Source organism: Mucilaginibacter sp. UYP27, from assembly GCF_040547175.1.
Lineage (GTDB): Bacteria > Bacteroidota > Bacteroidia > Sphingobacteriales > Sphingobacteriaceae > Mucilaginibacter.
Window position 1 is genome coordinate 1,089,960 of the sequence record NZ_JBEPPE010000001.1, and the last position, 19,286, is coordinate 1,109,245.

Annotated in this window: 11 protein-coding genes and 1 tRNA gene; 4 read left to right on the plus strand and 8 right to left on the minus strand. The window is 42.3% G+C overall.

Annotation, left to right across the window (positions count from 1 at the left end; all coding sequences use genetic code 11):
- Window positions 1-102: 102 nt before the first annotated feature.
- Together ABIB39_RS04805 and ABIB39_RS04810 are read right to left on the minus strand one after the other, a co-directional pair.
- Window positions 103-954 carry a ferritin-like domain-containing protein gene (locus tag ABIB39_RS04805; RefSeq protein WP_354427767.1) on the minus strand — a complete coding sequence of 284 codons (852 nt, stop codon included), beginning with the start codon at window positions 952-954 and terminating at the stop codon, window positions 103-105.
- Between the two features lie 12 nt (window positions 955-966).
- Window positions 967-1,665: a ferritin-like domain-containing protein gene (locus ABIB39_RS04810; RefSeq protein WP_354427768.1), complete on the minus strand. Its 699-nt coding sequence runs from the start codon at window positions 1,663-1,665 to the stop codon at window positions 967-969.
- A 413-nt stretch (window positions 1,666-2,078) separates the two neighbouring features.
- Here ABIB39_RS04810 and ABIB39_RS04815 point away from each other — a divergent pair, with 413 nt between their 5' ends.
- Window positions 2,079-2,390, plus strand: coding sequence for a hypothetical protein (locus ABIB39_RS04815; protein WP_354427770.1), 312 nt, complete (start codon window positions 2,079-2,081; stop codon window positions 2,388-2,390).
- A 98-nt stretch (window positions 2,391-2,488) separates the two neighbouring features.
- Window positions 2,489-2,563, plus strand: a tRNA-Val gene (locus ABIB39_RS04820).
- A 391-nt stretch (window positions 2,564-2,954) separates the two neighbouring features.
- Here the strand turns inward: ABIB39_RS04820 and ABIB39_RS04825 are convergent.
- The 6 genes from ABIB39_RS04825 to ABIB39_RS04850 all read right to left on the minus strand — a co-directional run bounded on the left by ABIB39_RS04825 (window position 2,955) and on the right by ABIB39_RS04850 (window position 13,980).
- Window positions 2,955-3,821, minus strand: coding sequence for a glycerophosphodiester phosphodiesterase family protein (locus ABIB39_RS04825; protein WP_354427771.1), 867 nt, complete (start codon window positions 3,819-3,821; stop codon window positions 2,955-2,957).
- A gap of 75 nt (window positions 3,822-3,896) precedes the next feature.
- Window positions 3,897-5,423 carry a RagB/SusD family nutrient uptake outer membrane protein gene (locus tag ABIB39_RS04830; RefSeq protein ID WP_354427773.1) on the minus strand — a complete coding sequence of 509 codons (1,527 nt, stop codon included), beginning with the start codon at window positions 5,421-5,423 and terminating at the stop codon, window positions 3,897-3,899.
- Window positions 5,424-5,448: 25 nt separating this feature from the next.
- Window positions 5,449-8,727: a SusC/RagA family TonB-linked outer membrane protein gene (locus ABIB39_RS04835; protein WP_354427774.1), complete on the minus strand. Its 3,279-nt coding sequence runs from the start codon at window positions 8,725-8,727 to the stop codon at window positions 5,449-5,451.
- Between the two features lie 316 nt (window positions 8,728-9,043).
- A complete protein-coding gene (locus ABIB39_RS04840; RefSeq protein WP_354427776.1) occupies window positions 9,044-9,922 on the minus strand; it encodes a hypothetical protein in 879 nt (292 codons plus the stop codon).
- A 5-nt stretch (window positions 9,923-9,927) separates the two neighbouring features.
- Window positions 9,928-11,178, minus strand: coding sequence for a YdcF family protein (locus tag ABIB39_RS04845; RefSeq protein WP_354427778.1), 1,251 nt, complete (start codon window positions 11,176-11,178; stop codon window positions 9,928-9,930).
- Window positions 11,179-11,532: 354 nt separating this feature from the next.
- On the minus strand, window positions 11,533-13,980 hold the full coding sequence (locus ABIB39_RS04850; RefSeq protein ID WP_354427780.1) for a bifunctional YncE family protein/alkaline phosphatase family protein: 2,448 nt from the start codon (window positions 13,978-13,980) through the stop codon (window positions 11,533-11,535).
- An 890-nt stretch (window positions 13,981-14,870) separates the two neighbouring features.
- Between ABIB39_RS04850 and ABIB39_RS04855 the strand changes: the two genes are divergently transcribed.
- Together ABIB39_RS04855 and ABIB39_RS04860 are read left to right on the plus strand one after the other, a co-directional pair.
- Window positions 14,871-16,052: an MFS transporter gene (locus ABIB39_RS04855; RefSeq protein ID WP_354427782.1), complete on the plus strand. Its 1,182-nt coding sequence runs from the start codon at window positions 14,871-14,873 to the stop codon at window positions 16,050-16,052.
- Window positions 16,053-16,856: 804 nt separating this feature from the next.
- Complete coding sequence (locus ABIB39_RS04860) at window positions 16,857-19,118, plus strand: SusC/RagA family TonB-linked outer membrane protein (protein ID WP_354427783.1); 2,262 nt, start codon at window positions 16,857-16,859, stop codon at window positions 19,116-19,118.
- Window positions 19,119-19,286 lie beyond the last annotated feature (168 nt).

A 19,286-nucleotide genomic window follows, 5' to 3' on the forward strand; every position in this document is an offset into this window, starting at 1 on the left:
CTGCAGCAGTAAAGAAAAGCCGATTGCCCAGCCTATTAATAAAAAAAGGGGAGACCAGCATTATGCCGGTCTCCCCTCATTATAAGATCAGTATTATATCAATTAGCTGGTAACTATAAACGATCCAACTACTAATGCAACAACCTGCTCTTTAGTTAATGGTTCATCAAATGATGCGCTGGCAACAGCTTGCGATACTTTTAATGCAGTAACAAGGTTTACACCACCCTGTGTTACGTTTTCTTCGCCGGCATAGTTGTTATTAGCAGCAGCAATACCGGTATCATTACCTAAAGAGGCTGAACTAATTATGTATGGCCTGATGTTAGGCGCCTGGCCTAAATCGTGGCGTAATTTACGGATAGCTGATGCGTGGCGTGCCTCTACCGCGTGGATCGATAAGGCCGGGGTCAGATATTTTTGATCACCAATAAGGTTAGGCGCCTGGCCTTTGTAAGCACGTACACCGGTATCTTCAAGTACCTGTGCAACTGCTAAAAATGTAGCGTAATTTGTAAGCACATCAGGGAACGGGCCGTTACCTTTATTGTTACCACCTGTAACATCATAAGTAGCAGGGCTTACCGGCGTACCTTTTAAAGATGTGATAACGCCTTGTAAAAATTTAACGTGAGCGTTTTCGTCTCTCCTGATCAGGTTTAGATAAGCGCTGTCAGCAGCGGGGATCAAACCTGATTTTGCAGCACCTGCATTGTAAAACGCAGCTTCCAGGTGTTCTAATGTTAAAGCAAAGTTCAAAACATCAACAACAGATGTTGATGTTTGGCCGTATGCCCTTTTAAACATGGTACCAATTGCGAATGGCATAGCAGCAACAGCTACTTTTGAACCAAAGCTTGTTATATTTTTGATAGCGGCACGGCGTGGGTTTAACCTATCGCGTATTTCCGGATCAACTTTTTCTATTTCGTCTATTATGTTAAATAAATTCATGATGATATCTGATTATTTAGCTGTATAATTATAATTAACTGCACTTACCTTGGTTTTAAAGAAACCGCTTGCAGCTGCCAATACTTCGGCAATTGTATTTGATTTGTTTAATCCGTCTGCATCTATCTGGTCGTCGCCTACAAAGCTGCCCGGAGTGATAAGGTTAGATATCAAAGCAGCGTGCCTTGCTTCTACCGATACAATTTTACCGGCAATGGTTAGGTAACCCGGGTCTTTAATTAAATAACCGGCACCATCATACGCTTTTACGCCTGTATCTTCTAATAATTTCGCTGCACCCAATACCGAAGCACGGCTGCTAAAATTAATAGTAGAAAAATCGAAGGTTAATGTTGGGATGGCTTTAGCGCCGATAGCGGCTTTAAAAAAATCGCGGTGTAAAACCTCGTGGTCACGAATGTCTGTAAGATAATTGGTTTCCATTGAGCTGATACCACTGTAAGGTGTTGCTATTACCTGTAAATAAAAGGCCGCCTCTAATTGTTCAAGTGCGTACGCATAGTTTAATATACCTATATCGCCCGAGCCGATGTCGATGCCATTGGTAGGGTTTACTATTATTCTGTCTTTTTTACATGATGCTGCAGAGCCGATAAGAGCTATACCCGCTGCGCTTGCACCCGCATAGCGCAAAAACGACCTTCTGGCCATATTTGCCTCGCCTGCTGATGGGTTGAGTTCTGGTTTCATAAAGTTGATGTTTAGTAGTTTATATATAACTTATAATACAGCCATTTACGGGCAAAGTTTTAACTCGGATTTTAGAAACTGTCGTTTATAGCAAATTGGAGTGTGAAAGATTCTTCAGGGGAAAAAAGGCCGAAAAACTCTCGCAGTATTTCGGCCCTACATCTACCTATGAAAAACTCCCTTTGAGAAGGGTTGCTAAGATATATACAAACCTGATGCCCAAGTACAAAAGTGCCTTATTTGCTTAAAAACAAGGCTTTTTAATTTGTGCCGAAAGTCTGTTGTGGAATTGGCTTCTCACAGTGTAGAAATTATATTCCCCAAAGCTTTATCTCTTGTTTCTACAGTTTTGCATTAACATCCCTTTAATAAAATATTGGAAACTTATTATAAGTATCAATGTTAAAAGTAGTATGGATCACAATGTGTATTTATTGGCTACCGACCCTAACAACCCTTGCAGGGATGTGATACACTCGCGTGATACTGGTTTAAAGATCCGTGTGTATTGCCTCACCGAAGATCGTTTTACCCCCAGCGAAAGCGAGATACAATTATTTGGATATGCCAACGATAAACTTTACGCGTTCGAAACCATTAATATTACTGCCGATGATGCTCTTGACGTTGTGGGCGCGATACAATGGTACGCCGATTATGTTGAGTACCCGGAGATGGAAATTTTACCCGAAGACCCCAGAGGTAGCCGTAATATTGCCATGTAATAAAATGCAAATTGCTGTATATCTAACAATTGTAAATAATTTAAAATATTTTTTTGACGAATTGCCTGTAATTCCTATATTTGCAATCCCAAAACGAAGGGAGTTTAGCTCAGCTGGTTCAGAGCATCTGCCTTACAAGCAGAGGGTCACTGGTTCGAACCCAGTAACTCCCACTTAACAAAAGCCTCTTAGATAACTTCTAAGGGGTTTTTTGTTGCCCCTAACTTTTTCGTCCTACCAATGTGTTTGCAAATCGCTTGCAATTTTGCAAGCAACCAACCGGTTAATGATTTGATTAATTATATAAAATATAGCAAAATAGATGAGATTATCAAGGTACTTCTACTGAAAATAGTATGTTACACTACAGTTTGTAACTTGCCCATTATAAGTTGATGCGCCTGCAAAATATACAAGCCGATAATTATCACTTAAATCTTTATTGAAAGATTTTGTTATGTCTCATTTGCAGTTTTGTCCGTGTTGGGTAGCAGAGCAGAAACTGCTAATAAAGTTTTGTATAGGCTTTATTGAAGGAAGTGTAATATCGAAGCCGATTTTCAGTTATTTATGCACTTCCCTCTTTCTAAGATATTTTAACATTTCTTGCGGCCTATCCGTTTGAATAATGGTTGCACCATGTACTATAAGCCAATCCCAACTGTCTTTTTTATTGTCCTGCTCAACAGCCGTATCATCATCGTGCCCTGCATCTAGCGAAGCCCAAAGTGAGTTAAGCCATACCCTTGCACCTGTTTTAGTAATAAACTTATTGTTCGTTAATATGGCCGATGTGTCTTTTGTGAAGTTTAGCTCGAAAGCATAGGGCTTCATGTTATTAAGATAATCAACAATAATTTGTTTAGCCTCGGGCCTGTCAATATTTACCACCGGCATGTAAATAATACTGTCTATCAGCTTTGGATATCTTTGCTTTAACTGATCATAAGTAACCTCGGCCTTAAAAATAGCTTGTTTAAGCGTACCGGTTTCTTTGAGCAGGGTAAAAGCCTCTTCGTAATAATCGTAACTTTTGTCCAGGTTTACTTTAACGCCCGTTCCTTTAAGGGCCAGCATCACTTCTTTTAAAGTAGGGATCACGTTACCGGTTACCCGGCCTATCCCATTTTTTAATCCAAATTTCCTGATCTCGTCGAATGTATAATCGGCAGGTTTGCCTTTACCATTGGTGGTTCGATCAATGGTGCCATCATGCATAATTACAATTACGCCATCTTTGGTTTTTTTAAGGTCTAATTCCACAATATCCACCCCCATTGCCGCGGCAGATTTAAATGCCCGTAATGAATTTTCCGGTTCGTTGCGCCAGTCGCCGCGATGTGCAGTTACTAATACTTTGCTTTGTGAAGCAGCTATATTGACAGTGCTCAATACAAAGCCTATACTGGTAATAATTTGATGAAGTTTCATTCTAATTTATGAAAAGTGGTTTAAGTTAAATTAAAAAGGAGGAACCCTAGCCCCTCCTTTTATTTATTGCCGGGATTAATAGCCCGGGTTTTGATACATTTTCACAGGATCGAGTTTGTACTCATCAAAAGGGATTGGATAATACCTGTCTTTAGTAGTAAAGTTTGCCGCCTGGGCCAAGCCAAAATCGGTTTGTTTTTTGGCGTGGAAATAGGACACTAATTCTTCTGTAGTAAAGGTACGCAACAAATCAAACCAGCGGTGGTGCTCAAAGGCTAATTCGACCCGGCGCTCATGCAAAATGGCCAGCTTAAGTGACGGATATTTTGTTGCATAATCACTGTTAGCCATTGATACGGCGTAAGAAGGCATACCTGCACGCTTACGCACCTGATCTAAAAAGCTAATTGCGGTAGCCGGGTCACCAAGATAGTTGTTTACTTCGGCTAACGAAAGAATAACATCTGCGTAGCGCATTAAGATCCAGTCGTTGCCGCCGTAACCGTTAATACCGGCACCGTTACTCATGTCCCTGAACTTGGTAACAAACCAATCCTTTACAATAGGATCATTAGCGAATTTGACAGAAAACGCCATACGAGGATCGCCGGTTTCGTAGTCGTTGATCAAATCATGGGTAACGTTATAACCAGCGCCCGATGATACTTTTTGTGAGTTGACAGTTTCGCCTTTAGCCTGGAAGTTAGCCGCAATTGATGAGCTGAAGTTCAGATCGCCCTGTATATTGGCAATCTGAAAAATTAGCTCGGGACAGCTTGTTTTCTTGGATACATCAAATACATCCGTATATGGGATCGTGCTCAGGTCGCCAAAAGCACGCATATTGTATGCCGCCATCAACGCCGTTTTTGCGTTTTTTAAATTGGCGTTACGGTTGGCCGCATCTAAGGTAGTCGCCATAGTAAGGTATACCTGGCCTAACAAAAAGTTAGCAGCAGCCTTCGATGTGCGTCCGGTTGGGGCTTGCAGATTCGGTAAGGGGCTGTTAACCGCATCTGTTAAATCGGTAACAATTTGCTGGTAAACAACTGCCTGTTTCTCGCGGAAAGTTGCTGCAGCAACGTTGGCAGAAGATAATTCTTTAATTACCAGCGGAACATCGCCCCATAAACGCACCAATTCAAAATAGGTAAATGCGCGTAAAAATTTTGCTTCGGCTGCATATTGCAGTTTCACGTTGTTATCCGGGAAGGTAACCTTATCAATATGTGATAATACCACATTGGCACGGGTAACTGTTGTATATAAGGATACCCAGTGGCTTTTTAGATAAGTGTTACTTGGCAGTATGGAAAAATTACCGAATTGGAAAGGTTCACCTGAGTTTGACTGGTTATCCTGCGTACCTGTATCATCCGAACGCTGATCGGTCCATAAATCGCTGCTTTCGCCAACGTTATTGCCGCTGCGTAGGGATTGATAGATACCATTTACTGCTAACAATACATCATTAGGTGATTTATAACTGGCGTCAACCGTTATAGCATTCGGGTCGCTTTCATTTAAGAAGTCTTTCTTACAAGACGGACTTACGGCTATCAATGCGGCTAAACAAGTAATAGCTATGAATTTCTTTTTCATTTTTATTCTTTTTATAAAATGATAATTAAAAAGTAACATTAACTCCTAAGTTGAAAGACCTAACCAGCGGATAAGCGCCATAATCTATACCCGGAGCAAGGTTGGCCGGCTGGGTGCTGTTTGTTGCAGCGCCGGAGTAGTTATAATCAACATCCGGGTTATAGCCTTTGTATTTGGTTATCGTAAATGCGTTTACAACACTTGCATATATGCGCGCTTTACTTATACCCAAAGTACTTTGTAAAATACCAGGCAGGCTGTAACCCAAAGTGATGTTGGTACAACGTAGATAAGAGCCGTTTTGCAGGTAAAAGGTTGATAAACGTGTGCTGTTACTTTGTGTACCTGCACGTGATGCACGGTAAACAGTACCATTACCCGGTTCAGCAGCGTTTCTATAACGATTAGCTACATCAGCATATTGGTTACCTGACCCTTCCAAGTTATACAAGTAATAATCTTGGCCATCAAGAATCTGGTTACCATATGAACCATTAAAAGATGCGCTGGCATCCAAATGATGATAGGTACTGTTGATTGCAAAGCCGTAAGTAAACTTTGCATATGGCGTACCAATGATGGATTTATCAGCATCGTTTACCACACCGTCCTTATTTGTATCTACAAACCACAGATCGCCTATTTTGGCGGGGTTTGTTTGTGAAGCCGAAGGCGCTGTTTTACCCAGATTGTCAGCAGTAATTATACCACCAACTTTTAAACCGTAAAACATACCAATAGGCTGCCCTTCGGTAGTAATGCTGGTAAGGTATGAACGCTCTGCACCGTTAATAATAAGCGTGTTTTTAGCAGGCAGCTTTACAACCTTGTTACGGTTCAATGAAATGTTACCGCTCGCACCAAAAGTAAAATCTTTATTGCTGATGATTTTCCCATCTAACTGTAAATCAAAACCGGTGTTGCGGATCTTTGAATCACGCAGGTTGGTTAAAATAGTTGTACTGCCGGATATTGCAGAAATTGGCTGGTTATACAATAAGTTATAAGAGTAACTTAAGTAATAGTTTGCGATGATAGATAGGCGGCCTTTAAACAAACCGATATCAGCACCTAAATTATATTGTGAAGTGGTTTCCCAGCTTAGCGCGTTATCTTTAATACCACCCGGGAAGGTTGCTGTTGCCGTCCCGCCGTTTAACACAGCACCGGATGGCGTTCCCAGTGTTTGCTGTATAGCATAGTTAGGGATGTTGAAGTTGCCGCTTTTACCCCAGCTTGCACGCAGTTTAACGGTAGACTGATCGCCAAGGAAGTTGTGATAGAAGTCTTCTTCAGATAAACCCCAGCCAGCTGCTACTGATGGGAAATACCCGTATTTATTTGCCGGGCCAAAACGGGATGAACCATCGGCACGGAACGACGCAGTTAAATAATATTTACCTGCATAATTATAGTTAGCGCGGCTAAGATAAGACAGCAAGGTATAAGCACTCTTGTTTGCCGAATTTAAGCTAAAGTTAGCCGCCAGCGCACCTTTGTTTGATATCTCCGGAATATTATCATTTTGAAAACCGTTTGCCTTTACACTTATATAATCGCTGGTAACACGTTGTGCAGTGTAGCCGGCCAGGGCATCAAAATGGTGTTTACCAAACTGTTTGTTATAATTTAAGGTGAATTCGGCAAGCCTGTCAAGCGTAGTAAGGTTTGATGCTATTGCATTGGCAGCGAGTATCGATTGTTGTGATCCCGGAGCGAATGCACCACTACTTAATGTAGTTGGATAGTAATAATCATACTTTTCGGTGTAGGTTTGTGTACCCAGGTTGGTCTTAAAATTAAAGCCTGGCAATATATTGTAAGTTGCATTGGCAAAGTACTGGCTACGATACCCTTTCCTTGTAATTTTTATACGATCGGCAAGTGCAAGCGGGTTTTCAATACCCTGGTAGCCATATTGCGTTGAACCGGCCGCCTCAACATTTGTTTGATAAGAGCCGTCGGCATTATAAGCAGGCAGGTAAGGCATGTAAATAAGCGCGCCAAGAATAGGGCTGTGGTCAAAACGGCCTTCCTGGGTTTCCCTGTTATTATTTTGAGTGTAAGATATATTTGCACCAATATGGATCCTCTTGCTTACATCACCATCAACATTAGTACGGAAGTTTACCCGGTTTTGGCCTGTACCGATAATAATTCCATCTTGTTTTTGGTATGCACCGCTTACAAAGTAACGGATACCGTTTGATGCACCTGAAAATGATAGGTTGTGCTTTTGGAAAATCGCATTGCGATACAGTTCATCCTGCCAATCGGTGTTTACCGTTTGCTTAACCGGGCTTTGCGAAGTAAAATCATATAAACCATCCGGGATACTTACGCTGCCTGTATTACCTACGTTACTTACGCGGGTAGCATTGTTATCAGAATACATGGCATCGGTCCAGGTATGGCCGGTGTTAACCCAAAGGTCGTGATAGGCGTTGTTACGACCATCAATAACCAATAAAGCGGCCTGATCTGCATTAAGCAGTTTTACCTTATGGGCAAGCTGGTCAATACCGGTTTGAACACTATACTCGAACTTGCCTTTACCCTCTTTGCCTTTTTTGGTGGTGATTAATACCACACCGCCAGAGGCGCGCGAACCGTAAATAGCGGCAGAAGCAGCATCTTTTAAGATATCTATACTTTCTATATCATCCGGGTTAATATAAATATCGTTACCTGCCGGAAAACCGTCAATAACATACAAAGGATCTGAACTGGCGTTAAACGATACTACACCCCTAACCCTAATTTTGGGGCTGGTATATGGCGCGCCGCCTGTTTGGGAGATTTGCACACCTGACACCTTGCCCACCAGCGCCTGCCCTAAGTTTGGTGCAGACAAGTTCAGATCGCTGGCTTTAACGCTGGAGATTGAACCGGTAACATCACTTTTGCGAATGGTTTGGTAACCAATAGCTACAACCTCGTGAAGCATATTGGCCTGTGGCATAAGCTTTATATTGATAGTAACGGCCGACGTTACAGGTACCTCTTGCGATAAGTAACCAATAAAAGAGAATACTAATGTCGAACCTTGTTCTGCTGAAATGATGTATTTACCATTAGCATCAGTGGTTACGCCTTGGGTGGTGTTTTTTACCCGTACTGATACGCCTGGCAAGATCAAATTATTTTCGTCTGTTACGGTACCGTTAACCTGTACCGCCTGGTGTATTATCCTTTTATAAGTATTTGCAGCGCTTACATTAAGCGCCTGCACCATGATCATTAAAAGTAAAACCGGTTTTAACAAAAACCTGCCTAAAAGATCATGAGTAATCCTTTTATTCATATTTAAAAAATTGATTGTGAGAGAAATGACACTAAAAATTATATCCCTTTGGTGGACGGACTAACGATTGTTTCGCCGGTGTATTGTTAGCGCAGCTACCGGTTTAAATTGTTGCCATTGAATGAGTTGAGCGTAATTACATAGGCACTGAGATTAGGGGTAACCATATTGGGACTTCACAACAATCCATACCTATCATTAAAATAATGACAACAAGGAGGTGTTATTGATAAGATTCCCGCAACAAAACTACACGTGCTATCTTAAGCCAATGCTACTTAAAAATTAAGATTGTATTAACCATTGTGCCCAAAGGTTAATTGACGATAGATACGAAATTCACATTGTTCTTCCGTGATGAGGTGACCGCTACACCTATGCCCTTGTTACCAGTAAACGCAAAACCTTCCAATTCATCGCCCCGGTCTATATTGTCGGCCTGGCTTATAATAACCTGTTTGCCAGCTTCTATCGACTTTTTTAAATCAATGTAAGTAAAGCGCCACTGGCGGCCTTCTATTTTGTTTTGCACAAGCACTAATACACCTTTATCGGCTATCCAGTGCAGGTTTTGTACCCATGGGCTACATGTAAACTTTTTGTAAACAACACCTGCATTGCTTGTTTTTGAGGCATTTTTTAATTTTTCAGGGTCAAGTAAACGCACTTCATTGCCATGGTCGCCATAATCGGCTGTGGCTACGTACCATTTCTTGTTATACTTTACATATTCGGGGCGGGTGCCTTGTATGCAGGCATCGTCCTCAATGGTATTAATCAGGTTGCCATCAAGCGTACCGGTTTTTAACAAGCCGCTCCAGTCCACACAGTAAATAACAGCCCGCCACTTAGTGCCTTCGGTGTTCAGCCGGATAGAATTACCTATAAAAACAGGGCTGCTGCCATTGTAAGCAATCCCTGTGGGGTGGTTTATTACATCCTGCCCGCTTTGTGTAAGTTTCACTTCTTTACGCTGATATGTCAGGCTATCATGAACCATCTTATATTCGCGTATTATCCCAACTTCGCGGTCGCCATATAAAAAGATGCGGCCTTTTTGGTAAGATACCCCCTGGCAGGCACCTAACGAATCAATAGTTATGGCACGATTGAGTTTAGTAGCATATTTATCACTTACAAAAGCAACTGTAGCTAAGGCAACCAGAGTGACACACACGATATATTTATTCATCATAAGTGCTATGGGTCAAGTGGTTCATCTGCATCTATTTGCAACGATTCAATATTGGGGTAAAACTCCAATTCGGTTTCTGATATGCGCTTGCCCAGTTTGTAAGGCACGTAACCTAGTTCTTTTTGGCATCTGTCAGCCATGGTCATTATAAAATCGGCTTGGTAGTTATCCGTAACAATATAACCGGGTTTGTTAAAGGGAATACCATATCTGAATATCAACCGGGCATCATTACGAATGTTGGTTGTGGTATGCCGCGCATGTGGGTCAATAATGATAGCATTATCCGGAATATGCAGCGCTTTTATTAAGTACGTCTTCATTTCCTGAGCTTCGTTATATTTGGTTTTAAACGGGTGTACACTTCCGCCGGAAACTACAATAAAAGGCGCCCTTCCTAAACGGTATTGCGTTGCAGCTAAACGGCAGCGCAGCATTCCCTCGCCACTTAGGGGCGAGGTTAAATTGTCAGGTCCGGCACCTGGTACCAATATGTGCGAATACGGATATTTATCCCACTCAATCAGTTTCACCCGGTTATAAGCCATTTGATTAACTGTCGTGGTCATGGGTTCAAAATTGGCAGCGTCACGGCGTTCATTCACCTCTAAATAAGTTAACGCTGCCTGCAGCGCAGGTTCAAAAAACAGGCGGGCGGTTTTAACATCCTGTAGTACTACTGTGCTGCAATCATACATCAATATATAGTATGCTTTAGCTTTTACGTTAAAACTAATGGAATCAATTGCGGCATAATTTGGCTTTTTACCTTCGGCATATACGGCTATGGTATAATTTATGGCGGCGGCATCCTGCTGCCAGGCCTTTACCAATAGTTCCACAGGCGTTAAATCGTTATATAAATAATAAGTACCGGATGGCATTATTTGGGTTTTCACAAGCCGATCAAGTGCGTTGCCGGTTTTATAAAGCGCACTAAGCCGGTTGCTTACAATTTGTATTTCTTCATCTGTAAATTTAAATACAAGAGGCAGGCACGATGCATCTTTACAATTAGCAAGTGATGTTTGCAGGTTGGCAACCTTTTCTCTGGTGATTTTAGATAAAATAGCGTCGGTTTTTAAAAGCGCAGCGGTTTCGTCATCCTGCTCTAATAATGTAAGAAGATAATAGTTTTTGGCTTTAACCCAATCACCACCTGTAATTAGTTTGTAATTACGGCTTGGTGCAATGTTTTGGGTAAAGCCTGCAATGGCAATTATCAGAAAAAATATTGAAAAAAAAATATGCTTCATCGGTAATTAATGGTGTGCAAGTACGCCTTTAAATGTAACCTGCGAGTTAAGGTTTCTGTAACTTTATATTAAATCCGATCTTGATAAATAATGAAAACTGCCAACAGGATCAATTCAAGATCTATCATTCCGGCTATCCCCAACGGCGGATCCTCCGTTATTTTTGCAGCGTTGTTTTATCGTTAATATTTAGTAAAAACTCCACCGCGATATACTACCATTGTTCAATAATACCACCAGATAAAGCCTTAAGCGAATAAGCTGGCTACTTGTCATAAATATACAAGAGGCGGGACAAAGGCTAACCACTTTGGAGGGGGTTAAGCTCTTGGGAAGAATAATGCCATGTTTTCATTAATCGTCGTCATCCGCTTTCGTGATGGCCTTTACAAAGGCTGCGCGTACAGGTGAAGGAACAGTTGCATTTTCTCCTTTGATCGCTTTCCATATCATCGTGTTCATGATTTCGTCAGGTACACGGTCAACTGCAGAGAAGTCAAGACCTTTAGCCATAGCCGCTAATTTCGTGCCTTTAGGGTTTAGTTCATTAAGGTTGATATTAGATGGCAGGCTTTTAAACGTTGCGCTATTTGGTGTTTTACTAAAACAACGCCACATAGCTGTAGCTGATGCGTCATACTGGGTCATAGGCGGCAAACCAAGTATCAGTTCAATAGTACGAAGCACAGATGAAGTAGAGTACATCGTATGATCGACAAAATTGCGCTTTACAAAGCCGCCAGCAATATAGGCAGGCGAACGATGGGCATCTACGTGGTCTGGCCCATTTTGTGCATCATCTTCAACAATAAAGATCACGCTGTTTTCCCATATCGGGCTTTTGGCGATATGTTCTACCACGCGGCCAACAGCCAGGTCATTATCAGCAACATGAGCAAAAGGTGTAGGCCTGCCGGCAGTGGTGCCTTCAGTATGGTCAGATAGCATGCGCAAGGTGCTTAGCCTGGGTAGAGCATTACTGCGCATTAATGAGTCAAAATCATGCTCCCATGCTTGGTATCGCAGTGTATCCGGGTCACGCAGGTCCCGGGTAGGATACGCCTTAGCAAAATGATCTTTTAATACAGGTATTTGAGGTGTATTGTCCGCGTTGATAAATTCGCCGTAAGTGCGAAATGATATATTGGAACGATTAGCCTGATCCCAAATGTATAGCTTGTTTTTGGCAGTCAGGCCGATGGCCCCCGGCCCACGATTGCCGTAACTGGTGGGCCAGTTCTTTTCCATGTAGTCGGTTGCGTATGCTCCAAGGCTCCAGTTATGCCCATCGGCACTAACCTCACCATCTACATAAAAATTGTCCAGCAACACAAAGTTTTCTGCAAGTGCATGATGGTTAGGTGTAATGCGCTTACCGAATAGCAGCAGGCTGGTATCTCCATTGCCCTTGGGCATATCGGAAAGCACCTGATCATAGGTTCGGTTTTCCTGAATAATATAGAAGACATATTTAATTGGTGATTCAGCGCCCACTTTAACTGGGATAGGGTTACCTGCTTCCCCATAAGCATCCGTTTCCTGCTCCCGATGGTACGGTGTGTTGTGAACTACGGCTTGTGAATATACTGACAGTGCCTTTTCGCTTGGTGCGGGAATGATGGTTAGTGTGCCCATTAATAACCCGCCGCCAATATATTCAGTCCGCAACGGCTGAAAAGGATCTCCGGCATGCGACAAAACAGTTTGATTTTTAGCCGCCGGATTAGGTCCGTGCGGATTAGGAAGGGACGAAAAGCCCTTAGCGTTGGCGATATACAGTTTATTATCTATAACTCGCACGACACTTGGAAACCAGCCCGTTGGTACAAACCCAAGTGACTTACTGGATCCTGGTTTTGATACATCAAACACAGCCAGACAATTATTATCGGCGTTGGCAATATATAAAGTTTTATCGTCTTTGCTTAAAGCTACTGAGTTACTGGTTGTTCCGCTAAGCGGTGTAGGAGACACAGCTGTATTAAGCGTTTCGAGTACTTTCACTTTTTGTGCGTCAATTACCGATACTGTGTTATCATTGCCATTAGCCACAAATAGATACTTTCCATTACGAGAGATACATAAGTCGTTAGGATTATCGCCTACAGCTACAGCGTTAAGCAACTTGTTTACCTTCGTATCGAATATGGCTACTTTATCGTCGCCCCAAAGACTGATATACAGTTTTGACAGATCGGGCGACAACAGACAGCTATAAGCATCGCTACGTAGTTTGATCTGCTGCCGGATGGTTTTCGTTTTAAGGTCCACAACGTAAAGGCTGTTATTAAGCTTAGTAACTACGTATAGAATTCCCCGCTTATCGTCAAGCGCCAGGCCTGTAGGGGAAATAGATGTCGAATTAGACTTTTTACTCCAGGCGTCGCCAAGCTTAATGGTATCGGCTGCCACCAGCTTATCATTGGTAATAGCATACCGGATAATCCAGTTATTATCGCCACCGGAGGCGTATAGCGATTGATCGTCTGTGCTGAAGACCAAGCCTCCCCAAGCCTTACTTATCAATACCTTATCTAGTTCCCGGTCGGTTTTGGCATCCAATAGCTGAATGGTCTGAACACTTTGCCCATTGTTTGTAACCGCAGCGTAACGGTGACTCTTGCTTACCGCAATATTTAAAGGCAAATCTCCAAGCGGCAAGCTTTTGCCGACTGGTGTTAATGACCATCCGTTTGGAAGTCTTACTCTTTTACTTTCAACCGTAGCAAGATCTTGGGCTTGTACTAACCTGCTATATGTAAAGAATATGGCGCATAGGTATAGGATTTTTCTTGGTGACATAGTTAATGCGAATTAAATTCAACTTCCGGACTTTGATTAAATAATAAGCCTGTTGCAAAATAAATATTAAAAAAAACAAGGCGGGCTCCGGTTGCCTATCTGATAATATAAGGCAATAAATCTTTGTATAAAGGTAGATTATCAGTATTAACGTATTGTTAAATTGCGGAAAAGATCAAGTAAGAATTGTACAAGCTGCGTAGCGGTTATAACAGCTCAAACTTCGACAATAACTTTTAGACATCAAATCGCCTTCGTATATTAGCTAACGGAGGTAGTCAAATTCGGAATTGACTTTGTGTGACAGGGGAATGATTGAACCTTCCCCACAAATCACGACAGGTAAAAACACACCAAGGCATTGCAGGGCTTAAAAAAAACCGGAGCAGCAAGCAGGGAAACTGTCAAGGGCTCCGATCCTATCATTGGATTTATATACCCTTTACTGTTTTCTTGCGATGCTAATTTTGTGAAAGCAGCCGGCTGCTGAAGCGATCGGCTATCTCGTATTCGCTCTTGCCTGGTTTTTTCTTTGCCTGTTCCTGCTATGAATGGCTTCATCATCGATGTCGTCACTTATATCAATCCCATGCCTGTAAGTGCTCCATAGGTTTCTCTTGTCCGGCTGTTTGTGCAGCTAATAGTCTCGAGGTCTCTTTCTTGCCCATAGTCTGCCTTTTTGATGAGTTCAGCCCATTTGAACTGGTTACCCAATGCCTGCCCCTTTATCTTAAAATTATTGTGGGATAAGTGCTCCCCGTTACACGTCTGGTCGAAGCTTGGTTGATTAGGGTGAAAAGTTGCAAAATTTACATATAATTGGATGAGTTATTGCACTATAACTGTATTCCATGTTTCTTTGCAGCCGGAGATTGAATAGTGTAATATAAATGGTGAATAATAAAGACAAAAGCCCGCTTGTTAAACTAAGTTTGGTTTCGCTGCTGATTGGCGGACTGAGCATAGGCATGACCGAATTTTTAATGATGGGCGTGCTTCCTGATGTTTCCAGAACGCTGAATGTCTCTATTCCAGAAGCAGGACACCTGATATCAATATACGCCTTAGGCGTAGTGATAGGTGCGCCGTTGATGGTTGGTTTGGCAGGAAATTTTCCACCAAAAAAAGTATTGATTGGGCTGATGATGATGGTGTTTGTATTTAACGGGCTCTTTGCTATCGCACCCACGTATGGTTTATTGCTGACTGCACGTTTCCTGGCCGGGTTGCCGCATGGCGCTTTTTTCGGCATGGGCGCAGTAGTAGCGAGCAGGCTGGCGGAGCCTGGACGGGAGGCAAGATCCGTATCGGTGATGTTTGCCGGACTTACTGTTGCTAATATTATCGGTGTCCCACTGGGAACGTATATAGGGCATGACTTTAGCTGGCGATTTTCCTTTGGCCTGGTTGCGCTATTTGCTTTGATCGCCATATTCTGCATTCGGTTATGGCTTCCGCCCCTTAAACCGACAGGGGCAACAAGTTTTAAAGACAGCCTTAGCATTTTTGGAAAAGCGGATTTATGGATGGTTATAGGAATCTCGGCCATTGGAACGGGTGGTTTTTTCGCCTGGGTCAGCTACATTGCGCCTGTTATGACCCACGTTGCCGAGTTTAGCGGCAGTATGGTTACGGTGATCATGGTCATCATTGGCCTGGGTATGGCCGCAGGTAACTTTATTGGCGGGCGCCTGGCCGACCGTTATTCGCCATTAGTTACTACTGGCGTTTTATTACTTACTATGATGCTCAGCTTAACTGCCTTTGCATTGATCGCCCGTTATCAGTTACCCATTGTTGCCATGACCTTTATAACAGGGGCCGTTGGCTTCGCTGTGATAGCACCTATGCAAATCCTTATCATGCAAGTAGCAAAAGGGGCCGAAATGCTGGCTTCATCTGTTCTTCAGGCTACTTCAAATTTTGGTAACGCGTTGGGGGCTTATCTGGGTGGTCTTCCCATAGCGGCGGGCTTTGGCTATACATCCCCGGAATATATAGGATGTGGGTTAGCTTTTTTGGGACTTCTATTTTGTTTGGCGCTCTACAAAAGGGTAGCGAAACGCATTTAATATGCCATTAATGCAAGCCGCAAATGCTGACTTCAAATAATAAGAAAGGTCAGGTTCAGTAAACAATACCAAACCTGACCCCAACTCTGCTGGAGGTGCCTGGGAGTTTCTTAATTCATTCACTACAAAGCATTCTTTACAATTATATTTTATCGTTGCCTTTAAAGACAAGCTTCGCTTTAGCCATCAATAACCGCACTTTTTCTAAAGCAGCTTTAACCATTTCTTCTTCAACCAAAAAATTCTCGTCATACCGCGCTTTAGCATAGCTATCATTGATCAGAGTAAAAAGCTTCGAGCACTCCTCAGTTTATATCTGGATGATATCGCTGAACTCATCCGTTAAAAGCAAGGTTAGTTTAATCAGCCGGAAAAGATTGTGAACCGACTGCCTGTTAACGCCCACTTAACAAAAGCCTTACAGAAATGTAAGGCTTTTTTAGTTTACATGTCGTATTTCGTGGATCTACTTTGGTCTTCGCTACTCGATAGATATTATGTTGGATCTGTGTGAGGCTTTGCTGTCTCACCTATCTCTCTCTTTAATAAATAGTGTAATTGGGCAATGCTGCTCTGTAACAATATTATTGCTTTCGACTTAAAATTACCTATCCAAAGTTTATTTTTGTTGATAAACTTTAAATAAAGTATTGCTTTGGTTAAAAATTCCATAAAAATTATTCTAAATTTAACTTTTAAATAACACGTACATATGCCGAAATTCTAATTGTAAAAACAAACACTCTATTTATGAAAAAATTTCTCCTCACAACGCTTTGCTTAATGTGATATGGTATATCACTTTTGCAGGCACAAAACATTGCGGTAACCGGAAAGGTTACTGGCAAAGATGACGGATTGGCCGTTATAGGCGCAAGCGTCGGTGTTAAGGGTACTTCTACAGGTACACAAACCGATGCCAGTGGTAAATTCTCACTATCGGTACCAAACGGCGCCATTTTAACATTTAGTTTTCTTGGTTATACACCACAAGAGTTAACAGTAACAGGCCCTGTGCTGAATGTATTGCTTGTACCATCGGCAAGGCAACTTGGCGAGGTTGTGGTAACAGGTGCACTTGGTTTAACCCGTACACGTAACCAACAGGCCTACGCGGCCCAGCAGGTGTCGGGCGAAGAAGTTAGCAAAACCCGTTCTTCAAATTTTGTCGAAGGTTTGTCAGGTAAAGTATCCGGGCTTGAGATTAGACAAAATAATGGGTTGGGCTCTTCAACAAACGTTGTTATACGTGGTGCAAAATCTATAGCTAATTCAAACCAGGCATTATTTGTAGTAGATGGTGTACCTTTTAATAATGGCGCACCTTCCGGCTCCACTATTAACTCTGCAGATCAAAGAAGCGGCCGTGGCGGGTATGATTACGGTAGCCCAATACAGGATATCAACCCCGACAATATCGAATCCATTACAGTACTAAAGGGTGCGGCTGCAAGCGCGCTATATGGTTCACAGGGTTCTAACGGGGTAATTCTTATTACTACTAAAAAAGCTAAAAAGGGTTTAGGCATTGTTTTTAATACAGGTGTAGGTGTAGGGGCTATTGATAAATCAACCTTTACTAAATATCAAAAAGAATATGGCGGTGGCTACGGGCCGGGTTACGAAGACCCAACCGGGTACTTCTGGTACAGGGATGTAAACGGCGATGGCAAGCCAGATTTGGTTACCCCATTAACCGAAGATGCATCATATGGTGCTGCTTTTGACCCAAACTTAAAAGTTTACCAATGGAACGCTTTTTACAAAGGGTTGTCTACCTACGGCCAGGCAACCCCCTGGGTAGCTGCAGCTAATGATCCAAGTACTTTTTTTGAAAAACCTATATCAAACAGCCAAAGTTTATTTATTACCAATGGTAGCGATAATGGCTCATTCAAATTAGGTTATACCCGTAATAATGATACGGGCATCCTTCCAAACAGTAACATCCTTAAAAATGCTATCAACTTTTCGGGATCATACAATATCACCAATAAATTAACTGCCGCAGCTTCTATCGATTATACCCGTACCGATGGCTTGGGCCGTTACGGAACAGGTTACCAATCTGAAAACGTTGTAGGTAACTTTAGGCAGTGGTGGCAGGTTAATACCGATATTAAACAATTGAAAAACGCGTATTACAATAGCCTCGCACAAGGCGAAAACGGTAACGCTACCTGGAACCTAAGCAACTTTGATAACCCAACTGCCATTTACTGGGATAACCCATACTTTGGCCGTTATCAAAATTTTGAAACGGACAGCCGCAACCGCTATTTTGGCAATGTATCGTTAAACTATAAAGCTACAAGCTGGTTAAATATTTTGGGTAGGGTTACGGTAGATAACTGGAACCAGCTACAGGAAGAAAGGCGTGCTGTTGGTACAACCGGCGTTTCAGGTTATTCGAGGCGTAACACAGGTTGGAACGAAACCGACTTTGACTTAATAGCCAGCGCGAATAAAACTGTTGGCGATTTTAACCTGAAAGGTGTGCTTGGTACAAATATCAGGAAACAGCGTTATCAGGATATTTTTGCCATAACCAACGGCGGCTTGATAGTGCCGGGTACTTATGCTTTATCAAACTCGGTAAACACACCAGATGCGCCTATAGAAGCCGACCAGCGCAGAGAAGTGAACGGCTTATATGCAGGTGCTACTATAACCTGGAAAAATACATATACGCTTGATGGTACTTTGCGACGTGATGTTGCTTCAACACTGCCAAAAGGTAACAATGCCTATTACTATCCGGCCATATCAGCAGGCTTTGTATTTTCTGAGTTGTTAAAAGACTACAATTGGCTATCATATGGTAAGTTAAGAGCTAACTATGCCGAGGTAGGTAATGATGCTCCAATATATAGCACCATTGATACTTATACTATAGGCACACCTATAAATGGTGCGCCGCAGGCCGTTGTTAATTCAACCAAAAATAACCCAACCCTAAAACCGGAGCGTACAAGTAGTTCATACCGGTTACTATATCATCGGCTACCGGATATAGCGCGGCTTACCTTAACTCGGGCACGGTTCAAAACAAAGGCATCGAGTTAACGCTGAACGGATCGCCGATAAGGAGTAAAGATTTCTCATGGAAAATCGACCTGAACTTTACTAAAAACAACAGTAAGGTTTTAGAACTGTTTACAGATGCAACAGGCCAGCAGGCACAAAACCTGCAACTGGGCTCTTTCCAGGGTGGTGTAACAATCAACGCCAGTT